The sequence below is a fragment of the Stenotrophomonas maltophilia group sp. msm4 genome, assembly GCF_032025605.1.
GTDB lineage: Bacteria > Pseudomonadota > Gammaproteobacteria > Xanthomonadales > Xanthomonadaceae > Stenotrophomonas > Stenotrophomonas sepilia.
Genome location: NZ_JAVSKK010000001.1, coordinates 906,459 through 921,769, shown reverse-complemented (window position 1 = coordinate 921,769; position 15,311 = coordinate 906,459). Strand labels below are relative to the sequence as shown.

Sequence of the window (15,311 nt, the reverse complement as noted above, 5' to 3'; positions counted from 1 at the left end):
GACTGATGGTGGATCGTTGCAGGAAGGAGGGAAGCTGCGCGTCAACGCTTGTCGAACCACACCGTCTGCGCGTTGACGAATTCGCGGATGCCGAAGTGCGAGAGCTCACGACCGAAGCCACTCTTTTTCACGCCGCCGATCGGCACGCGCGGGTCTGAAGCGGAGAAGCCGTTGACGAACACGCCGCCGGTCTGCAGCCGGCGCGCCAGCTGCATGGCCCGCGCGCGGTCGCCGGTCCACAGGTTGCCGCTCAGGCCGAATTCGCTCTGGTTGGCCAGTTCCACCGCATGGTCGGCGTCGCGGGCGCGACTGATCGAGGCCACCGGCCCGAAGGTCTCGGTATCGAAGGCCTGCATGCCCGGCTCCACGTCCGCCAACACGGTGGGCGCATAGAACGCGCCCGGGCGATCGAGCTGATGGCCACCGACGAGCAGCTTCGCGCCTGCGTCCACCGAGGCGCGCACCTGCACGTCCAACTGTTCCAGCAGGTCCTGGCGTGCCATCGGCCCGATGCGGTTGGCCGGGTCGCGGCCATCGCCGATGGTCAGTGCCTGCACCTTCTGGCAGAACTGCGCCACGAAACGATCGTAGACCGCGTCTTCGACGATGATGCGCTTTCCGGCGATGCAGACCTGCCCGGTGTTCTGGAAGCGCGAGGCTACCGCCGCATCAACGGCGGCGTCCAGATCGGCGTCGGCCAGCACGATGAACGGATCCGAGCCCCCCAGCTCCAGCACCACCTTCTTCAGCGCCTGCCCGGCCTGGGCGGCGATGCTGCGGCCTGCGGCCACGCTGCCGGTCAGGGTCACTGCGGCGATGCGATCATCGGCGATCGCGCGGCTGGTGCCCTCGCGGCTGATGTTGGCGGCGATGAAGGTGCCTTCCGGCAGCCCGGCATCGCGCCAGGCCGCGTCGAGCAGCTGCGCGGTACCGACGATGTTCTCGGCCGGCTTCAGCAGGAAGCCGTTGCCGCCCATCAGGATCGGCACCGCCGCACGCATCACCTGCCAGTACGGGAAGTTCCACGGCATGATGCCCAGCACCACGCCCAGCGGCAGGTAGGACACGTAGGCCTTGTCGTCGGGCACCTGGGTCGGTTCGTCGCGCAGGAACTGCGCGCCGTGGTCAGCGTACCAGTCGCACAGCACGGCACACTTCTCGATCTCGGCCAGCGATTCGGCCTGTACTTTGCCCATCTCGGCGGTAGCCAGCGCGGCCAGCTTTTCGCGGTCACGCCGCAGTACGGCGGCCATCGCACGCAGTACGTCTGCGCGCTGTTCGAGGCTCTTGACGCTCCAGGCCGCAAAGCCGACCTGGCCGCGATCGAGGATTGTTTCCAGCTCGGCATCGGTGGCGAAGGGATGGCTGGCGATCTGCTGGCCGGTGGCCGGATCGCGGGAAATGGCGGTGGTGGGGGCAGCGGACATGCAGGGCTCCTGTTGTCTCGGCAACGGGCAGCGGCCCGTCTTCTGCACAGGAATGTGGACCCGATTGGCGGAGGCAACAAGGCGTCTGCTTATCCTGTGACCCGCACTTACCTGTGTGAATGGGGTTATCGGCAGGGCTGCGCCCTGCACCCGCAGAGGCTTCAAGCCAAGCCGAGGCAACGGCAACGGCAACGGCAGAAGCTGGCATTCCGTGGGTTGGCGGGGTGGGTCCGGTTGAGGGGGACGCTGCAAGTACATCCATGTAAGCTCGGTCGCCGCATCCATGCGGCTCACGCCCCCGCAACCGGACCCACCCCACCTTCGACAGAGTTCTGCGATCTGTCGGGACGGCGCTCTGCGTTGCTGTTGGTGGGTGTCGACCTTGGTCGACACAGTAGATCCACGCCATGCGTGGATGACTCATTCGATATCTGAGAGAAAAATCGTGTCGACCAAGGTCGGCACCTACCAACAGCCGCGCGGAACAAAGCCGCAGTTGCCAACAGCCGCGTGAACCTGTCGAAGGCGGGGCGGTGTCGGAGTGCGGGGTGTCAGCCGCATGGATGCGGCTGCCAAGCCTACACGGACGTACTTGCGGCGTCCCCGCACCCCGACACCGCCCCGCCAAACCACGGAATCCAGCTCTGGCTCTGGCCGTTGCGTTGAGCAGGTGCAGGGCTGCAAGCCCTGCCGTAAACCCCTACCCTCGCGGCAGGTAGGTCACCAGGGACAGGTCGTGCCGGCTCTCCGGCACCAGCGCCACGTACTGCAGGTCCAGCAACCCCCGCGTGGGATGGTTGAGCTTCTTCGCACCTTCATCGAACCGACGCACGTCGTGCTCCGGCCACCATTGGCGAAACTCTTCGCTGTGCGCGGCGATGTCTTCCACCAGCGCCAGGAACGGGGCCTTGTCCGGGGCCTGCGCCATCGCCGCGCGGAAGCCCGCCAGCAGCCCGCGGGTCATTTCTTCCCAGTTGAGGATCAGCGTGCGGTACGGCGGGTACAGGAACATCAGCCGCAGCGTGTTGCGCTCATGCGGCGCCAGCTGGCTGTAGTCCACGAAAAGATCGGCGATGGCCGGGTTCCAGGCCAGGATGTCGAAGCGGGTATTGCGTACGTAGGCCGGGATCGGCTGCATCGCCTCCACCAGCTGGCGCAGGCCATCGGTCACGCTCTCGTCCGGCGATTCCAGCGGCACGCCGTAGCCGGACAGCGCGAACGCGTAGGCGCGTTCGTCGTCACTCATGCGCAGCACCTGTGCCAGGCGCTCAAGCACTTCGGGCGAGGCGCGCACTTCACGGCCCTGTTCGATCCAGGTATACCAGCTGACGCTGACCCCGATCGCCAGCGCCACTTCCTCGCGCTTCAGGCCCGGGGTGCGCCGGCGCCCGGCCGGGAGGCCGAGCGTGGCAGGGTCGACACGGGCGCGGCAGGCCTTGAGGAAGCCGCCGAGTTCCTTGCGTTCACTTTCGCTGCGCATCATCGGCCCGTCCTACCCTTTGTAGTTGTAGCGTTGAGCCATGCTCGACGCGTCTGCTACTGCGCCAACAGCAGCCGAGCATGGGCTCGGCTCTACCGGAAGCGTGATCAGCCACCCTCGGCGTTGCGCACGAGGGTGACGAAATACGCGCAGGCGCGTCGATCAGGCATCGGCGCGCTTGGAGCCCACGGCCAAACCGGCCTTCAGGCTGGCCTCGACGAACTCGTCCAGGTCGCCGTCCAGCACCTTCTGCGTATCTGAACGCTCGATGCCGGTACGCAGGTCCTTGATACGGCTCTGGTCCAGCACGTAGTTGCGGATCTGGCTGCCCCAGCCAATGTCGGACTTGGTGGCTTCCACCGCGTCCTTCTCGGCGTTGCGCTTCTGGATCTCCAGTTCATACAGCTTGGCGGCCAGCATCTTCATCGCGTTGTCGCGGTTCTGGTGCTGGCTGCGGCCGGTCTGGCAGGCCACAACGATGTTGGTCGGGATGTGGGTGATACGCACCGCCGACTCGGTCTTGTTCACGTGCTGACCACCGGCACCGGACGAACGGTACACGTCGGTACGCAGGTCGGCCGGGTTGATGGTGATGTCGATGTTGTCATCGATTTCCGGCGACACGAACACCGAGGTGAAGCTGGTGTGGCGGCGGTTGTCCGAGTCGAACGGCGACTTGCGCACCAGGCGGTGGACGCCGGTCTCGGTCTTCAGCCAGCCGTAGGCATAGTCGCCTTCCACGCGCAGCGTGGCCGACTTGATGCCGGCGACGTCGCCACCGGAGACTTCCATCAGTTCGGTCTTCCAGCCGCGCGACTCGCACCAGCGCAGGTACATGCGCAGCAGGATCTCGGCCCAGTCCTGGGCTTCGGTGCCACCGGCACCGGCCTGGATGTCGACGAACGCGGCCGCATTGTCCATCTCGCCGGAGAACATGCGCTGGAACTCCAGCTTCTCCACGTGCGCCTGGTGCTTGTCGAGGTCGGCGACCACCGCCAGTGCGGTCTCCTCGTCCTGCTCGGACTCGGCCAGCTCCAGCAGTTCAGTGGCGTCGTTCAGGCCATCGAGCACCGAGGCGATGCCGCCCACGGTCTTTTCCAGGCTGGAACGCTCGCGGCCCAGGTTCTGGGCGTACTCGGCGTTGTTCCAGACGTCGGGGCTTTCCAGCTCCCGCGTTACTTCTTCAAGACGCTCTTTCTTGGCGTCGTAGTCAAAGATACCCCCGAAGCGACAGCACGCGATCGGTCAGATCGGTGATGCGCTGGCGGACAGGATTCAGTTCGATCATGTCGGCGGTTATGCATTCAAAAGATGACTGGTAATGATACCGCAGGCCGGGGATGCCCGGAATGAGGGCCTGGGCCTGCGCCGGGGCTCCAGCATGATGCACTGGCGCTGCATTCAGGCAGGCGATGCCCGCCTTGGCGCGGGGAGCCGGCCGGGCCGCGGCCGACCCCACACAGGACCTCCTTGCCCAGAGCGGCGTCGACGAGGGTCTTCCTTGGCCCACCCTCGGACGGCCACTTGGGGCAGTTGACTACTTCACCTCGAACTCACCCACCAGCACGGTCTCAGCACGGTCCTTCAGCCGCATCGTCACCATCTGATCCTTCTGCTTCGGCGTGCCCCAGTGGGTGGTCAGCCGCAGCATCAGGGTTGTCGCACCGGTCACCAGCTGTTGGCGGCTGCCAAAGTAGTTCGCCTCCACCTTGTACTTGCCCGGCTTGGCGTTGCGCAGCGAGAACTGCTCGGGGCCATAGCCGCCGGTGAAGTCCTGCGACATCTGCCCGCCCTGGTAGGTCATCCGGTTGCCGTAGTAGGCGCGCTCGCCGTTCGGGTCGGTCACCCACAGGTCCATGTCGCTGTTGTCGGCGTCCCACGACAGCACCACGCGCAGGTCCAGCGGCATCGCCTGCAACAGGCGCGGGTCGATGCCGGTGGTATCCAGCCGGGGCGTGCTGCCGGCCACCAGGTTGGTCAGCTCATCCAGCGCGATCAGGGCGATGCCATCGAAGCGGCTGTCCCACGGCCGCACCACCACCTGGTACAGCGGCGCCAGTGCCTGCTGTGGCTTGCCGGCCGCTGCCAGCGCCAAGCCCAGGTCGCGGAAGCTCTGCGGTTCTTCCTGGCCCATCGCCAGCACCTGCTCGAACACCGGCACCGCCAGTGCGGGAGCATCGGCCTGCATCAGTCGGTAACCGAGCACGCGCAGCAGGTGGCGGTTGTCCAGATCCATTTCGGCCAGGTTCGACAGCACCCGCAGTGCCAGCTCGCGCTGGCCCTGCTCCAGCAGCAGGTCGGCCACATCGAGGAAGAAGGCGCTGCTGTCGGCGTGGGCATCGCGCTCGGCCAGATAGCGGTCATAAAGCTGCGATGGCGGCCCCTGGCGCAGGCGCCGGGCGACGGCCGAGTCCGGCTGCCAGGCCGCCAGCTGGATGCCGAGCTGGCCATCGTTGGCGGCTGCAGCGGCATCGACCGAGCCGCCGGTGACCACAATCGAATCCAGTGCATTCTCCGACGCGGGCGCCGGACGACGCGCGCGTGCGCTGCTGGCCTGCATGCGCTGTTCTGCCGCCGCGGCCATCGGTGCAGGCGCGGGCGGTGCCGCGGGCGCCGGTGCGACGAGCATCGCCATCGGCGCTGACTCGGCAGGATAGTCGGCCGAAGCAACGTCCAGCGCTGCTTCCTTGGCCCGCGGCGGCGCACCCTTCGGCCAGCTGCGGTTCCACCACTGCTGGCGCTCCTTCCAGCGGGCGGCCACTTCATCCAGGCGCTGGCGATCAGCAGCGGCGCGATCCCTGACCTGCACTGCAAACCTGGCGTCGTACTCCGCGCGCAGCGTGTCCGAAGGGCGGATCGCATAGCGCAGGTAGTCCTCCAACGTCTCCAGCACGATCAGCGAGGTATCCGGCCCCACCAGGCCAAACTGCTGGGACAGGCGCTGCATCGCCTCGCGGTTGCCACGGCGGTCGGCGGCCAGCTGCTGCAGGCGCGCCTGCGCCCACAGGCCGGACAGCAGCTCTCCGTCGTCGCTCTTCTGCGTGGCGGGCAGCGCCTGCCATTCGCCGCCACCCACGCGCACCCGCATCGGCACACCGTCGGCCGCCAGTCGTGCATGCAGCCACAGCCAGCCCTGGGCTTCACTGCGACGATCGATCACCACGTCCTGCACGCCGCGCCCCGCATCGACCTGCACATCCAGCGGCGACGACAGCAGCGCGCGCGCCGCCGAATCGACATCCTTGCCCAGCGCAACGAAGCGACCGCCATGCGCCTCACTCCAACCACGCAGCCGCACGGCATCAGTGCGCGCACCGGCACTGCTGATCGCAAACAGGCGCTGATCCGACGCCATCGCCGGCAGCTGTTCCGGCCCATAGGTCAGCAGGCCATCGCTGACCAGCAGGTATTCCTTCACGCCCGGCTGCGGCTGCCACTGTGCCAGCGCGCTGGCACCGTCCGGGCGCACGGCCTGCAGGGCTGCGCGCAGTTCACTCCAGTTGCCGGCGCGGATGCGGAACCGACGTACCGGCTCGGCGCGGTCGCGCAGCACGGTCAACGCCACGGTGCCGTCACCCAGCGCTGCGAAGTAACGGTCCAGCAGTGCGAACTCGCGCGTGCGATCGCGCTGACCCGCCGAACCGGAGCCGTCCCACAGCAGGCCGATCTCGCTGGGCAACGTGCGCGGCGTACTGCTGGCCGCCACCGGCAGCTGCGCCAGTAGATAGTGGCCATCCTGCCAGGGCGCCACCTGCACCTGTGCCTGGCGGGTCGCCGGCAGATCCCACTGCAGCTGCTTCGGCAGCTGCGCCCCCTCGCCCTGCCACTGCAGCTGGCCCGCGCTGATGCGGAATGGCGCCGTACCTGCGGTGGTCGTGCCAGGTGCCTGCAGTTTCAGTTCAACCGAGGCTGCACCGGCGGCAAACTGCAGCGGCAGCGTCCACTGCCAGCCTTGGCCGGCGAAGGCCAATGGCTCGCGGATCACCAGCTGCACGCGCCGGCTACCACCGGCCGGCAGCGGGTAGATGCGCAGCCGGAACTGATTGCCGGCGGTCTGTTCCAGCAGGCCCGGGTCAACGCCGCGGCGGGCAATCTCCTCGAACACCTGGCGGCCGCGGTCCTTCGGCACCGGCACCGCGTCACGCATCTCGCCGTTGATATCCAGCGCGAAGCCGCTGATCTGCTGGCCCTCGGCCAGCGGGAACTGCAGCTCGCCCTCCAGCACGCGCCGGTTCGGGTTGTGGAATTCCAGGGTGATCCGGGTCTGGGCGATGCCGGCCTGGATCTCGCCCTCGATGCGGGCGTGTTGCAGTTGGACCGCCTGCTCAGCCGCCGGTGCGATCAGCAGCGGGGTGGCGGCCTGCGGCCGGGAGATCGGCGGCAACTGCGCGCCAGCGGGCCAGGCCGCAAGGGCCAGCAACAACACAGTGCAGCAACGGGCGAAGACCATGACCGGACTCCAGTGGGATCGTGGATCGTTGAACGCACCAGCAGCCGTAACGGGGTTGGGAGACCCAAAAAGGGGACGGAGGGGATTAAGTCGCAACTGGCAAACAAGGCACAAGCGACTTAATCCCCTCCGTCCCCTTTTTCTCAGGCGGGCAGGCAGTGCTCGACGATCAGCTGGATGGCGCTGCCGCCGCGATAGTCGTCGCAGGCGAGCCGATAGGCGAGATGCACGTGGCGACTCGGCGCGTTGCCGTGCCAGCCGCCGAAATGGATGGCGTTGATGGTGCCGGGTACGCCGGGCAGGCGCAGTTCCAGCTTCAGGTGACGCTCCTTCAAAACGCGCCAGTTGGCTACTTCAAAGTGGCCGTCGAACAGGGGCTCGGGGAAACCCTGGCCCCACGGGCCGGCCAGGCGCAACGCATCGGCGTGGCGATGGTCCAGCTCGTCCGCCGCCAGCTCGCCGTCACTTAGCACCTGCTGCTGCAGTGCCGCCGGATCGAGCATCTCCAGCACCACCGCGACGAAGGCGGCCTTGAAGTCATCAACGTGGTCACGCCGCAGGCTGAGCCCAGCCGCCATGGCGTGGCCGCCGAAGCGTTCGATCAGGCCCGGATGGCGCGCATCGACCAGCGCCAGGGCGTCACGGATGTGCAGCCCGGGAATCGAGCGCGCAGACCCGCGCAGGGTATCGGCGCCGGGTTCGGCCGGGGCGAAGGCGATCACCGGGCGATGCAGGCGATCCTTCATCTTCGAAGCGACCAGGCCGACCACACCGGGATGCCAGTCGGCATCAAACAGGCAGGCGGCCACCGGCCGTTGACCGGCCGTGTCCAGCACCACGCGGGTCAACACCTGCTCGGCGTCATCGGTCATCGACTGCTGCACCGCGCGACGTTCCGCATTGATCTGCTCCAGCGTCTGCGCGATCTCGCGCGCCTGGCGCGGGTCTTCGGTCAACAGCAGCGCGATGCCCAGCGCCATGTCTTCCAGCCGGCCTGCGGCATTCAGGCGCGGGCCGAGTGCGAAGCCGATGTCGGTGGCAGTGAGCCGCGCGGCATCACGGCCGCTGGCTTCGATCAGCGCACGCAGGCCGACACAGCCCTGCCCTGCGCGCAGACGGCGCAAGCCTGCGCTGACCAGCGCACGGTTGTTCGGGTCCAGCGCTACCAGGTCCGCAACGGTGCCCACCGCCACCAGATCCAGCAGCGTGGTGAGGTCTGGCCCCTTGCCATCGGCAAAGACACCGGCCTCGCGCATCTGCCGGCGCAGCGCCATCAGCACGTAGAAGATCACGCCGACGCCGGCCAGTGACTTGCTGGGGAAGGCATCACCGTCGAGATTGGGATCGACGATGACATCGGCCGGCGGCAACTGCGGCCCGGGAAGGTGATGGTCGGTGACCAGCACCTGCCAGCCGCGCGCCTTGGCCGCGGTCACGCCCGCATGGCAGGCAATGCCGTGGTCGACGGTCACCAGCAGGTCCGGCTGCAGCGCGGCCAGCTCTTCCACCAGCGACGGTGACAGGCCATAGCCATGCACCATGCGGTTCGGCACCGCGTGGAAGACGTGTTGCGCGCCGAGCATGCGCAGGCCACGCACGCCGACCGCACAGGCGGTCGCGCCATCGCAGTCGAAATCACCGACCACCAGGATGCGCTTGTCGTTGGCGATGGCCTCGATCAGCAGACCCACCGCATCATCGATGCCGGTCAGCAGCTCGGGCGCGTGGAGGCTGCCCAGTTTGGGCAGCGCCAGCTCTGGTGTACCCGCACCGCGGCTGGCATAGAGTCGCGCCAGCAATGGCAGCGTGCCCTCTGGCCAGCTGCCGGGCACGACCGCATCGCGGCGGCGGATCAGCGGTATATCAGAGGGCGGCTGCGCAGCATCGGCGGCAAGGGACATCGGCATCGCCGGTTACAAAAGACCCGCACATCATAACGTGCACCGCTCCCCCGGTCGGCTGCCGCCGCTGACGAGGCCCCTTGGCCCTTCGGCCAGCAGCATTTGGATTTCACGACCGCATCTTCCATGCTTGCCTGCCCTGGAACGGACTTCCATCCATGACCCGCACCCTGCTGACCGCGCTGATGGCACTCGCCGTGGCCCCGGCCGCTCACTCCGCGACGCCTGAACCCAGGCCCGGGGTCGAATTCGAACACAACGACTGGTCGCTGGCCTGTGACAACACCCGCACCTGCCGCGCGGCTGGCTACAGCCCGCAAGCTGCGGGCAACCTGCTCAGCCTGATGCTGGAGCGCGCCGGCGGCCCGGGTACGAAGGTGCTCGCGCGGCTGCGCAATGGCGAGGATGGCGAAAGCCCGACGCCGACCGGGGCGCTGCGCCTGCACCTGAACGGCAAGGACCTGGGCCCGGTGCGCGACACCGGCGACGGGGACACAGTGTTGTTGCAGCAGGCACAGACCGATGCACTGGTCGCCGCACTGCCGCGCCAGGCACGCATCGAGATTATCGACGGCAAGGCCAAGGCGTGGCCGATCTCCGACAGCGGTGCAGCGGCCGTACTGCTGAAGATGGACGAGGCCCAAGGCCGGCTGGGCACGCCCGGTGCGCTGGTGCGGCGTGGCGACAAGGCTGAAGCGAGCGTGCCTGCGGCGTTGCCGGTGCCAGTGATCATGCGCGGCACGCTGGTGGCACCGCGCGCCTCCGACGCGGCACTGGCGATCGCACCGGGCCTGCGCAAGGCACTGATCGCCAGCCTACCGAAGCCGGATGAGTGCGGCCGCCTGAGCGATGGCGGGACAGATGAGATCGAGATCCAGCGACTGGACGCCCAGCATGTGCTGGCAAGCACCAGCTGCTTCGTGGGTGCCTACAACTTCAGCAGCGGCTACTGGGTAGTGCAGGACAAAGCACCGTACCAGGCGAAGTTCGTGACCTCCAACGCGGAGGACTTTGATCGCGATGACGCGACGCTGCGCGGGCGCTTCCGTGGGCGCGGCATCGGTGACTGCTTCTCCGGCCACGACTGGGCTTGGGATGGCGCGCGATTCGTGAAGAGCAGCGAGTTCACTACCGGGCAGTGCCGGGGCGTCGCGGGCGGGCACTGGACGCTGCCAACGGTGGTGAGCGAGGTCCGTTGAGGCGCCGCTATCTGCGGTAGTGCCGGCCGCTGGCCGGCAACCCCGACAAACCCTGGGGGGTCAGAGCCGTTTTCCGATGGAGAACGGATCCGACCCCGGTCAGTCGTGAAGCTGGCGCGGCTTCTTCCAGAACTGCCAGCGCTGGCCACGGTCCAGCTGGAACTGCAGGCCATCCTCGAAGTCCAGTACCAGCCGCTGCAGTTCGCCACGCTTGAGCGCGGCCAGCAGCGGCCGGATCGCATCGTTGCCGAGCTGCTGCAGCGAACGCAGCTGGCGCAGATCAACGAGTGCATCCACCGCTTGTTCGCCATCCACGGCCACACCGGCCGCCAGGGCCAGGCCCTGCAGCAGGGCATCGCGGCTGCGCACCTGTGCGTGCGGCGTGCTGACCGATACCGGCATCACGCCACCGCCCCAGAACCACAGCGAATTGATCGGCTGTTGTCCTTGCGCGGCGCGCTGCTGGTTCCAGGAATGGTTGTGCAGCAGTACCTGCGCCTCGGTCATCAGCGCCCGCCAGCGACGGCCGTCCTGCCCTTCCGGCAGGTGCGAGAACAGGTCATCGCCGAGCACCTCGTCCGGACTGTCGAAGTCCGGCAGGGCCAGGTCGATCGGCAGGCGCAGGTACCAGCGCGAGGGATCGGGTGCGTCGAGCACGAAGCCGGCATCGGCAAACAGCGGCTGCAGCACTGGCAGCAGGGCGAGGCTGTCGGCCACCGTCGGCCGCAGTGTTTCGCCGTAGGCCATCATCCGCGCGCCGTGCATGTCCGGCACCATGCAGGCCGGATCGGCACGCAGCCAGCTGGCGCCGGCGGCATCGCCGACGTCGCGCTGGCGGGTCAACGCGGCCACCGGCCAGTGCGGCGCGGCAACCGAGAAATGGCGTGTCAGCTGCGCGCGCTCGCCCGGGACGACCTGCACCGTCGTGGCACGACCGAGCGCGCGTGCCACATCGTCCGGCAGCGCAGCCGCGGCAAAGCGGCTGCGTGCCGGCAACAGCAGGGTCGCCGTTGCCACCGGGTCAGTCCACGTAGCTGACGCTGACGATCTCGTACTCGCGTTGGCCGGCCGGGGCGTCGATCACGATCGAATCACCTTCCAGCTTGCCGATCATCGCGCGCGCCACCGGCGAGGAAATCGCGATCAGGCCCTGCTTGATGTCCGCCTCCAGGTCACCAACGATCTGGTACTTCTTCTCTTCGTCGGTTTCCACGTCGGCCAGGGTCACGCTGGCACCGAACACCACCTTGGAGCCGGCATTGAGCTTGCTCACGTCGATGATCTCGGCGTGCGACAGCTCGCCTTCGAGCTGCTTGATGCGGCCTTCGATGAAGCCCTGTTCCTCGCGCGCGGCGTGGTACTCGGCGTTCTCCTTCAGGTCGCCATGCTCACGTGCTTCGGCGATGGCCGCGATCACCTTCGGGCGCTTGACCGACTTCAGGTGATCCAGTTCGTCGCGCAGCTTCTGCGCGCCCTTCATCGTGATGGGGGCTCTCATGCATTCAACTCCTTGTGCAGCTCCTGCAGCGACCAGACGGGGCCGGTGCCGCGGAATTCCAGTGAATCCACCAGCGCCTTGGCGCCGGCAATGGTGGTCGAGTAGGTGACGCGATGCTGCAGCGCCTCGCGACGGATCGAGAACGAGTCGTTGATCGCCGAACGACCTTCGGTCGTGTTGACGATGTAGACGATCTCGCCGTTCTTGATCGAGTCGACGATGTGCGGACGGCCTTCGACCACCTTGTTGATGATCTCGCAGTCCATGCCGTGCTGCTGCAGCCACGCGGCGGTGCCACGCGTCGCGACCAGACTGTAGCCACGCGCCAGCAGCGCCTTGGCCACCGGCAGCACGCGCTTCTTGTCCGGATCGCGGACCGAAACGAAGGCCTTGCCGACCGGCGGTGCCTTGATGCCGCCGGCTTCCTGCGCACGCGCGAAGGCGGCGTTGAAGCTGCGGCCCACGCCCATCACCTCGCCGGTGGAGCGCATCTCCGGCCCGAGGATCGGGTCGACGCCCTGGAACTTGGCGAACGGGAAGATCGCTTCCTTCACCGAGTAGTAGTCCGGCACGATTTCCTTGGTCGCGCCCTGCTCGGCCAGCGTCTTGCCAGCCATGCAGCGGGCGGCGATCTTGGCCAGCGGCATGCCGGTGGCCTTGGACACGAACGGCACGGTGCGCGAGGCACGCGGGTTCACTTCCAGCAGGTAGATGGTGTCGGCACCTTCGTCGCTGGTCTGGATCGCGAACTGGGTGTTCATCAGGCCGACCACGTTCAGGGCCTTGGCCAGCTCCACCACCTGGCGGCGCAGTTCGGCCTGGGTTTCAGCCGACAGCGAGTACGGCGGCAGCGAGCAGGAGGAATCGCCCGAGTGCACGCCGGCTTCTTCGATGTGCTCCATCACGCCACCGATCAGGACGTTGCCATCCTTGTCGGCGATGATGTCGACGTCGCACTCCACGGCGTTGTCGAGGAAGCGGTCCAGCAGCACCGGCGAATCATTGGACACCTTCACCGCGTCGCGCACGTAGCGGGCCAGGTCGGCTTCGCCGTAGACGATTTCCATGGCACGGCCGCCCAGCACGTAGCTCGGGCGCACCACCAGCGGGTAGCCGATCTCGCGGGCCAGCAGCAGGGCTTCCTGATCATTACGGGCGATGCGGTTCGGCGGCTGCTTCAGCCCCAGCGTGTCGACCAGCTGCTGGAAGCGCTCGCGGTCTTCGGCCAGGTCGATCGAGTCCGGGCTGGTGCCGATCACCGGCACGCCGTTGGCTTCCAGCGCGCGCGCCAGCTTCAGCGGGGTCTGGCCGCCGTACTGCACGATCACGCCCTTCGGCTGTTCCAGTTCGACGATCTCCAGCACGTCTTCCAGGGTCAGCGGCTCGAAGTACAGGCGGTCGGAGGTGTCGTAGTCGGTCGACACGGTTTCCGGGTTGCAGTTGACCATGATGGTTTCATAGCCATCCTCGCGCAGCGCCAGCGCCGCGTGCACGCAGCAGTAGTCGAACTCGATGCCCTGGCCGATGCGGTTCGGGCCACCGCCCAGGATCATGATCTTGTCGCGGTTGCTCGGCGCGGCCTCGCACTCGTCCTCGTAGGTCGAGTACAGGTAGGCGGTACCGGTGGAGAATTCACCGGCACAGGAGTCCACGCGCTTGTAGACCGGGCGCACCTTGTGCGCACGACGCAGCGCGCGGATGGCGGCTTCGTTGGTGCCGGTCAGCTGCGCCAGGCGCGCGTCGGAGAAACCGGCGCGCTTCAGCTTGCGCAGGCGCGCAGCGTCCAGTGCGTCGATGCCACCGGCGGCGACTTCGCCTTCGGCCGCGATGATTTCCTCGATCTGGTCCAGGAACCAGTGGTCGATGAAGGACAGCGCGTAGATCTCTTCCACGCTCATGCCGGCACGGAAGGCGTCGGCGACGAAGAACAGGCGCTCCGGACCCGGTGCCTTCAGTTCGCGGCGCAGGGTCTGCAGGTCATCTTCGTTGCCCAGGTCCAGGCCGGTCGGGTCGAAGCCGACCTTGCCGGTTTCCAGGCCACGCAGGGCCTTCTGCACCGACTCCTGGAAGGTGCGGCCCATCGCCATCACCTCGCCCACCGACTTCATCTGGGTGGTCAAGCGGGCATCGGCGGCCGGGAACTTCTCGAAGGCGAAGCGCGGGATCTTGGTGACGACGTAGTCGATCGACGGCTCGAACGAGGCCGGGGTCAGGCCACCGGTGATTTCGTTCTTCAGTTCGTCCAGGGTGTAACCCACGGCCAGCTTGGCGGCGACCTTGGCGATCGGGAAGCCGGTGGCCTTGGAGGCCAGCGCCGAGGAACGCGACACACGCGGGTTCATCTCGATGACGACCACGCGGCCGGTCTTCGGGTTGATGCCGAACTGCACGTTCGAGCCGCCGGTGTCGACGCCGATCTTGCGCAGCACGGCGATGGAGGCATCGCGCAGGCGCTGATACTCCTTGTCGGTCAGGGTCTGCGCCGGCGCCACGGTGATCGAGTCACCGGTGTGCACGCCCATCGGATCCAGGTTCTCGATCGAGCAGACGATGATGCAGTTGTCCGCGGTATCGCGGACCACTTCCATCTCGAATTCCTTCCAGCCCAGCACCGACTCTTCCACCAGCACTTCGGTGGTCGGCGACAGCTCCAGGCCGCGGCTGACGATCTCGACCAGCTCTTCGCGGTTGTAGGCGATGCCGCCACCGCTGCCGCCCAGGGTGAAGCTGGGGCGGATGATGGTCGGATAGCCGACGCGGGTCTGGATTTCCAGCGCTTCGTCCAGGGTGTGGGCGACGGCGGCGGTCGGGCACTCCAGGCCGATCTCACCCATGGCCACGCGGAACAGCTCGCGGTCTTCGGCCATGCGGATCGCTTCGCGCTTGGCGCCGATCAGCTCGACGTTGTACTTCTCCAGCACGCCGTTGTCGGCCAGGTCCAGCGCGCAGTTCAGCGCGGTCTGGCCACCCATGGTCGGCAGCAGCGCATCGGGCTTTTCCTTGGCGATGATCTTCTCGACCGTCTGCCAGTTGATCGGCTCGATGTAGACGGCGTCGGCCATCTCCGGGTCGGTCATGATCGTGGCCGGGTTGCTGTTGACCAGCACCACGCGGTAACCCTCGTCACGCAGGGCCTTGCAGGCCTGGGCACCGGAGTAGTCGAACTCGCAGGCCTGGCCGATGACGATCGGGCCAGCACCGATGATGAGGATGGTCTTGAGGTCAGTGCGCTTGGGCATTTTCTTCTCTAAGTCAGTACAGCGTGACAAGGGGGAGTGATCGCACGCTGTCGATCAGGAATCTTGATCCGCAGCGCCGCGCCAGTGGCAGCAGCGATGCGGGGTTTACGGTCCATC

At 67.2% G+C, this 15,311-nt stretch carries 10 protein-coding genes; 1 reads left to right on the top strand and 9 read right to left on the bottom strand.

The window, feature by feature from the left end; genetic code table 11:
- Positions 1-41: 41 nt before the first annotated feature.
- The 6 genes from ROV93_RS04350 to recJ all read right to left on the bottom strand — a co-directional run bounded on the left by ROV93_RS04350 (position 42) and on the right by recJ (position 9,258).
- On the bottom strand, positions 42-1,427 hold the full coding sequence (locus ROV93_RS04350; RefSeq protein ID WP_072168991.1) for an NAD-dependent succinate-semialdehyde dehydrogenase: 1,386 nt from the start codon (positions 1,425-1,427) through the stop codon (positions 42-44).
- 700 nt (positions 1,428-2,127) lie between these two features.
- Positions 2,128-2,910 carry a helix-turn-helix transcriptional regulator gene (locus ROV93_RS04345; RefSeq protein WP_072168992.1) on the bottom strand — a complete coding sequence of 261 codons (783 nt, stop codon included), beginning with the start codon at positions 2,908-2,910 and terminating at the stop codon, positions 2,128-2,130.
- Positions 2,911-3,069: 159 nt separating this feature from the next.
- Positions 3,070-4,195 (bottom strand): peptide chain release factor 2 gene (gene prfB / locus ROV93_RS04340; RefSeq protein WP_111008336.1). Its coding sequence is split into 2 segments (ribosomal slippage): positions 3,070-4,119 and positions 4,121-4,195, totalling 1,125 coding nucleotides; the frame shifts between segments, so codons are not numbered across the junction.
- Complete coding sequence (locus ROV93_RS04335) at positions 4,118-4,366, bottom strand: hypothetical protein (RefSeq protein ID WP_172412160.1); 249 nt, start codon at positions 4,364-4,366, stop codon at positions 4,118-4,120. The genes prfB and ROV93_RS04335 overlap by 78 nt, the downstream gene beginning before the upstream one ends.
- Positions 4,367-4,444: 78 nt before the next feature.
- The gene (locus ROV93_RS04330) at positions 4,445-7,357 is read right to left on the bottom strand and encodes a VIT domain-containing protein (RefSeq protein WP_180890613.1); all 2,913 of its coding nucleotides are present in this window, start codon (positions 7,355-7,357) and stop codon (positions 4,445-4,447) included.
- A 143-nt stretch (positions 7,358-7,500) separates the two neighbouring features.
- A complete protein-coding gene (gene recJ, locus ROV93_RS04325) occupies positions 7,501-9,258 on the bottom strand; it encodes a single-stranded-DNA-specific exonuclease RecJ (RefSeq protein ID WP_072169010.1) in 1,758 nt (585 codons plus the stop codon).
- A 158-nt stretch (positions 9,259-9,416) separates the two neighbouring features.
- Between recJ and ROV93_RS04320 the strand changes: the two genes are divergently transcribed.
- Positions 9,417-10,457, top strand: a complete 1,041-nt coding sequence (locus tag ROV93_RS04320; RefSeq protein WP_072168994.1) for a DUF1176 domain-containing protein — start codon at positions 9,417-9,419, stop codon at positions 10,455-10,457.
- A 99-nt stretch (positions 10,458-10,556) separates the two neighbouring features.
- Here ROV93_RS04320 and ROV93_RS04315 read toward each other — a convergent pair whose 3' ends face one another.
- From ROV93_RS04315 to carB, 3 genes are read right to left on the bottom strand one after another with little or no spacing between them, the layout of a single operon-like run.
- Positions 10,557-11,474, bottom strand: coding sequence for a phosphoglycerate mutase (locus ROV93_RS04315; protein WP_180890612.1), 918 nt, complete (start codon positions 11,472-11,474; stop codon positions 10,557-10,559).
- A gap of 4 nt (positions 11,475-11,478) precedes the next feature.
- Entirely contained in the window at positions 11,479-11,955 is a 477-nt protein-coding gene (greA, locus tag ROV93_RS04310) for a transcription elongation factor GreA (protein ID WP_005409483.1), read from the bottom strand.
- Complete coding sequence (carB, locus tag ROV93_RS04305) at positions 11,952-15,194, bottom strand: carbamoyl-phosphate synthase large subunit (RefSeq protein WP_072168995.1); 3,243 nt, start codon at positions 15,192-15,194, stop codon at positions 11,952-11,954. Before carB ends, greA begins: the two co-directional genes overlap by 4 nt.
- Positions 15,195-15,311: the final 117 nt, after the last annotated feature.

Bases quoted from the DNA above. Each gene is read 5' to 3' on its own strand.
- carB (WP_072168995.1), bottom strand. From the start codon at position 15,194: ATGCCCAAGCGCACTGACCTCAAGACCATCCTCATCATCGGTGCTGGC.
- ROV93_RS04345 (WP_072168992.1), bottom strand. From the start codon at position 2,910: ATGATGCGCAGCGAAAGTGAACGCAAGGAACTCGGCGGCTTCCTCAAG.
- ROV93_RS04330 (WP_180890613.1), bottom strand. From the start codon at position 7,357: ATGGTCTTCGCCCGTTGCTGCACTGTGTTGTTGCTGGCCCTTGCGGCC.
- greA (WP_005409483.1), bottom strand. From the start codon at position 11,955: ATGAGAGCCCCCATCACGATGAAGGGCGCGCAGAAGCTGCGCGACGAA.
- ROV93_RS04350 (WP_072168991.1), bottom strand. From the start codon at position 1,427: ATGTCCGCTGCCCCCACCACCGCCATTTCCCGCGATCCGGCCACCGGC.
- recJ (WP_072169010.1), bottom strand. From the start codon at position 9,258: ATGTCCCTTGCCGCCGATGCTGCGCAGCCGCCCTCTGATATACCGCTG.
- ROV93_RS04320 (WP_072168994.1), top strand. From the start codon at position 9,417: ATGACCCGCACCCTGCTGACCGCGCTGATGGCACTCGCCGTGGCCCCG.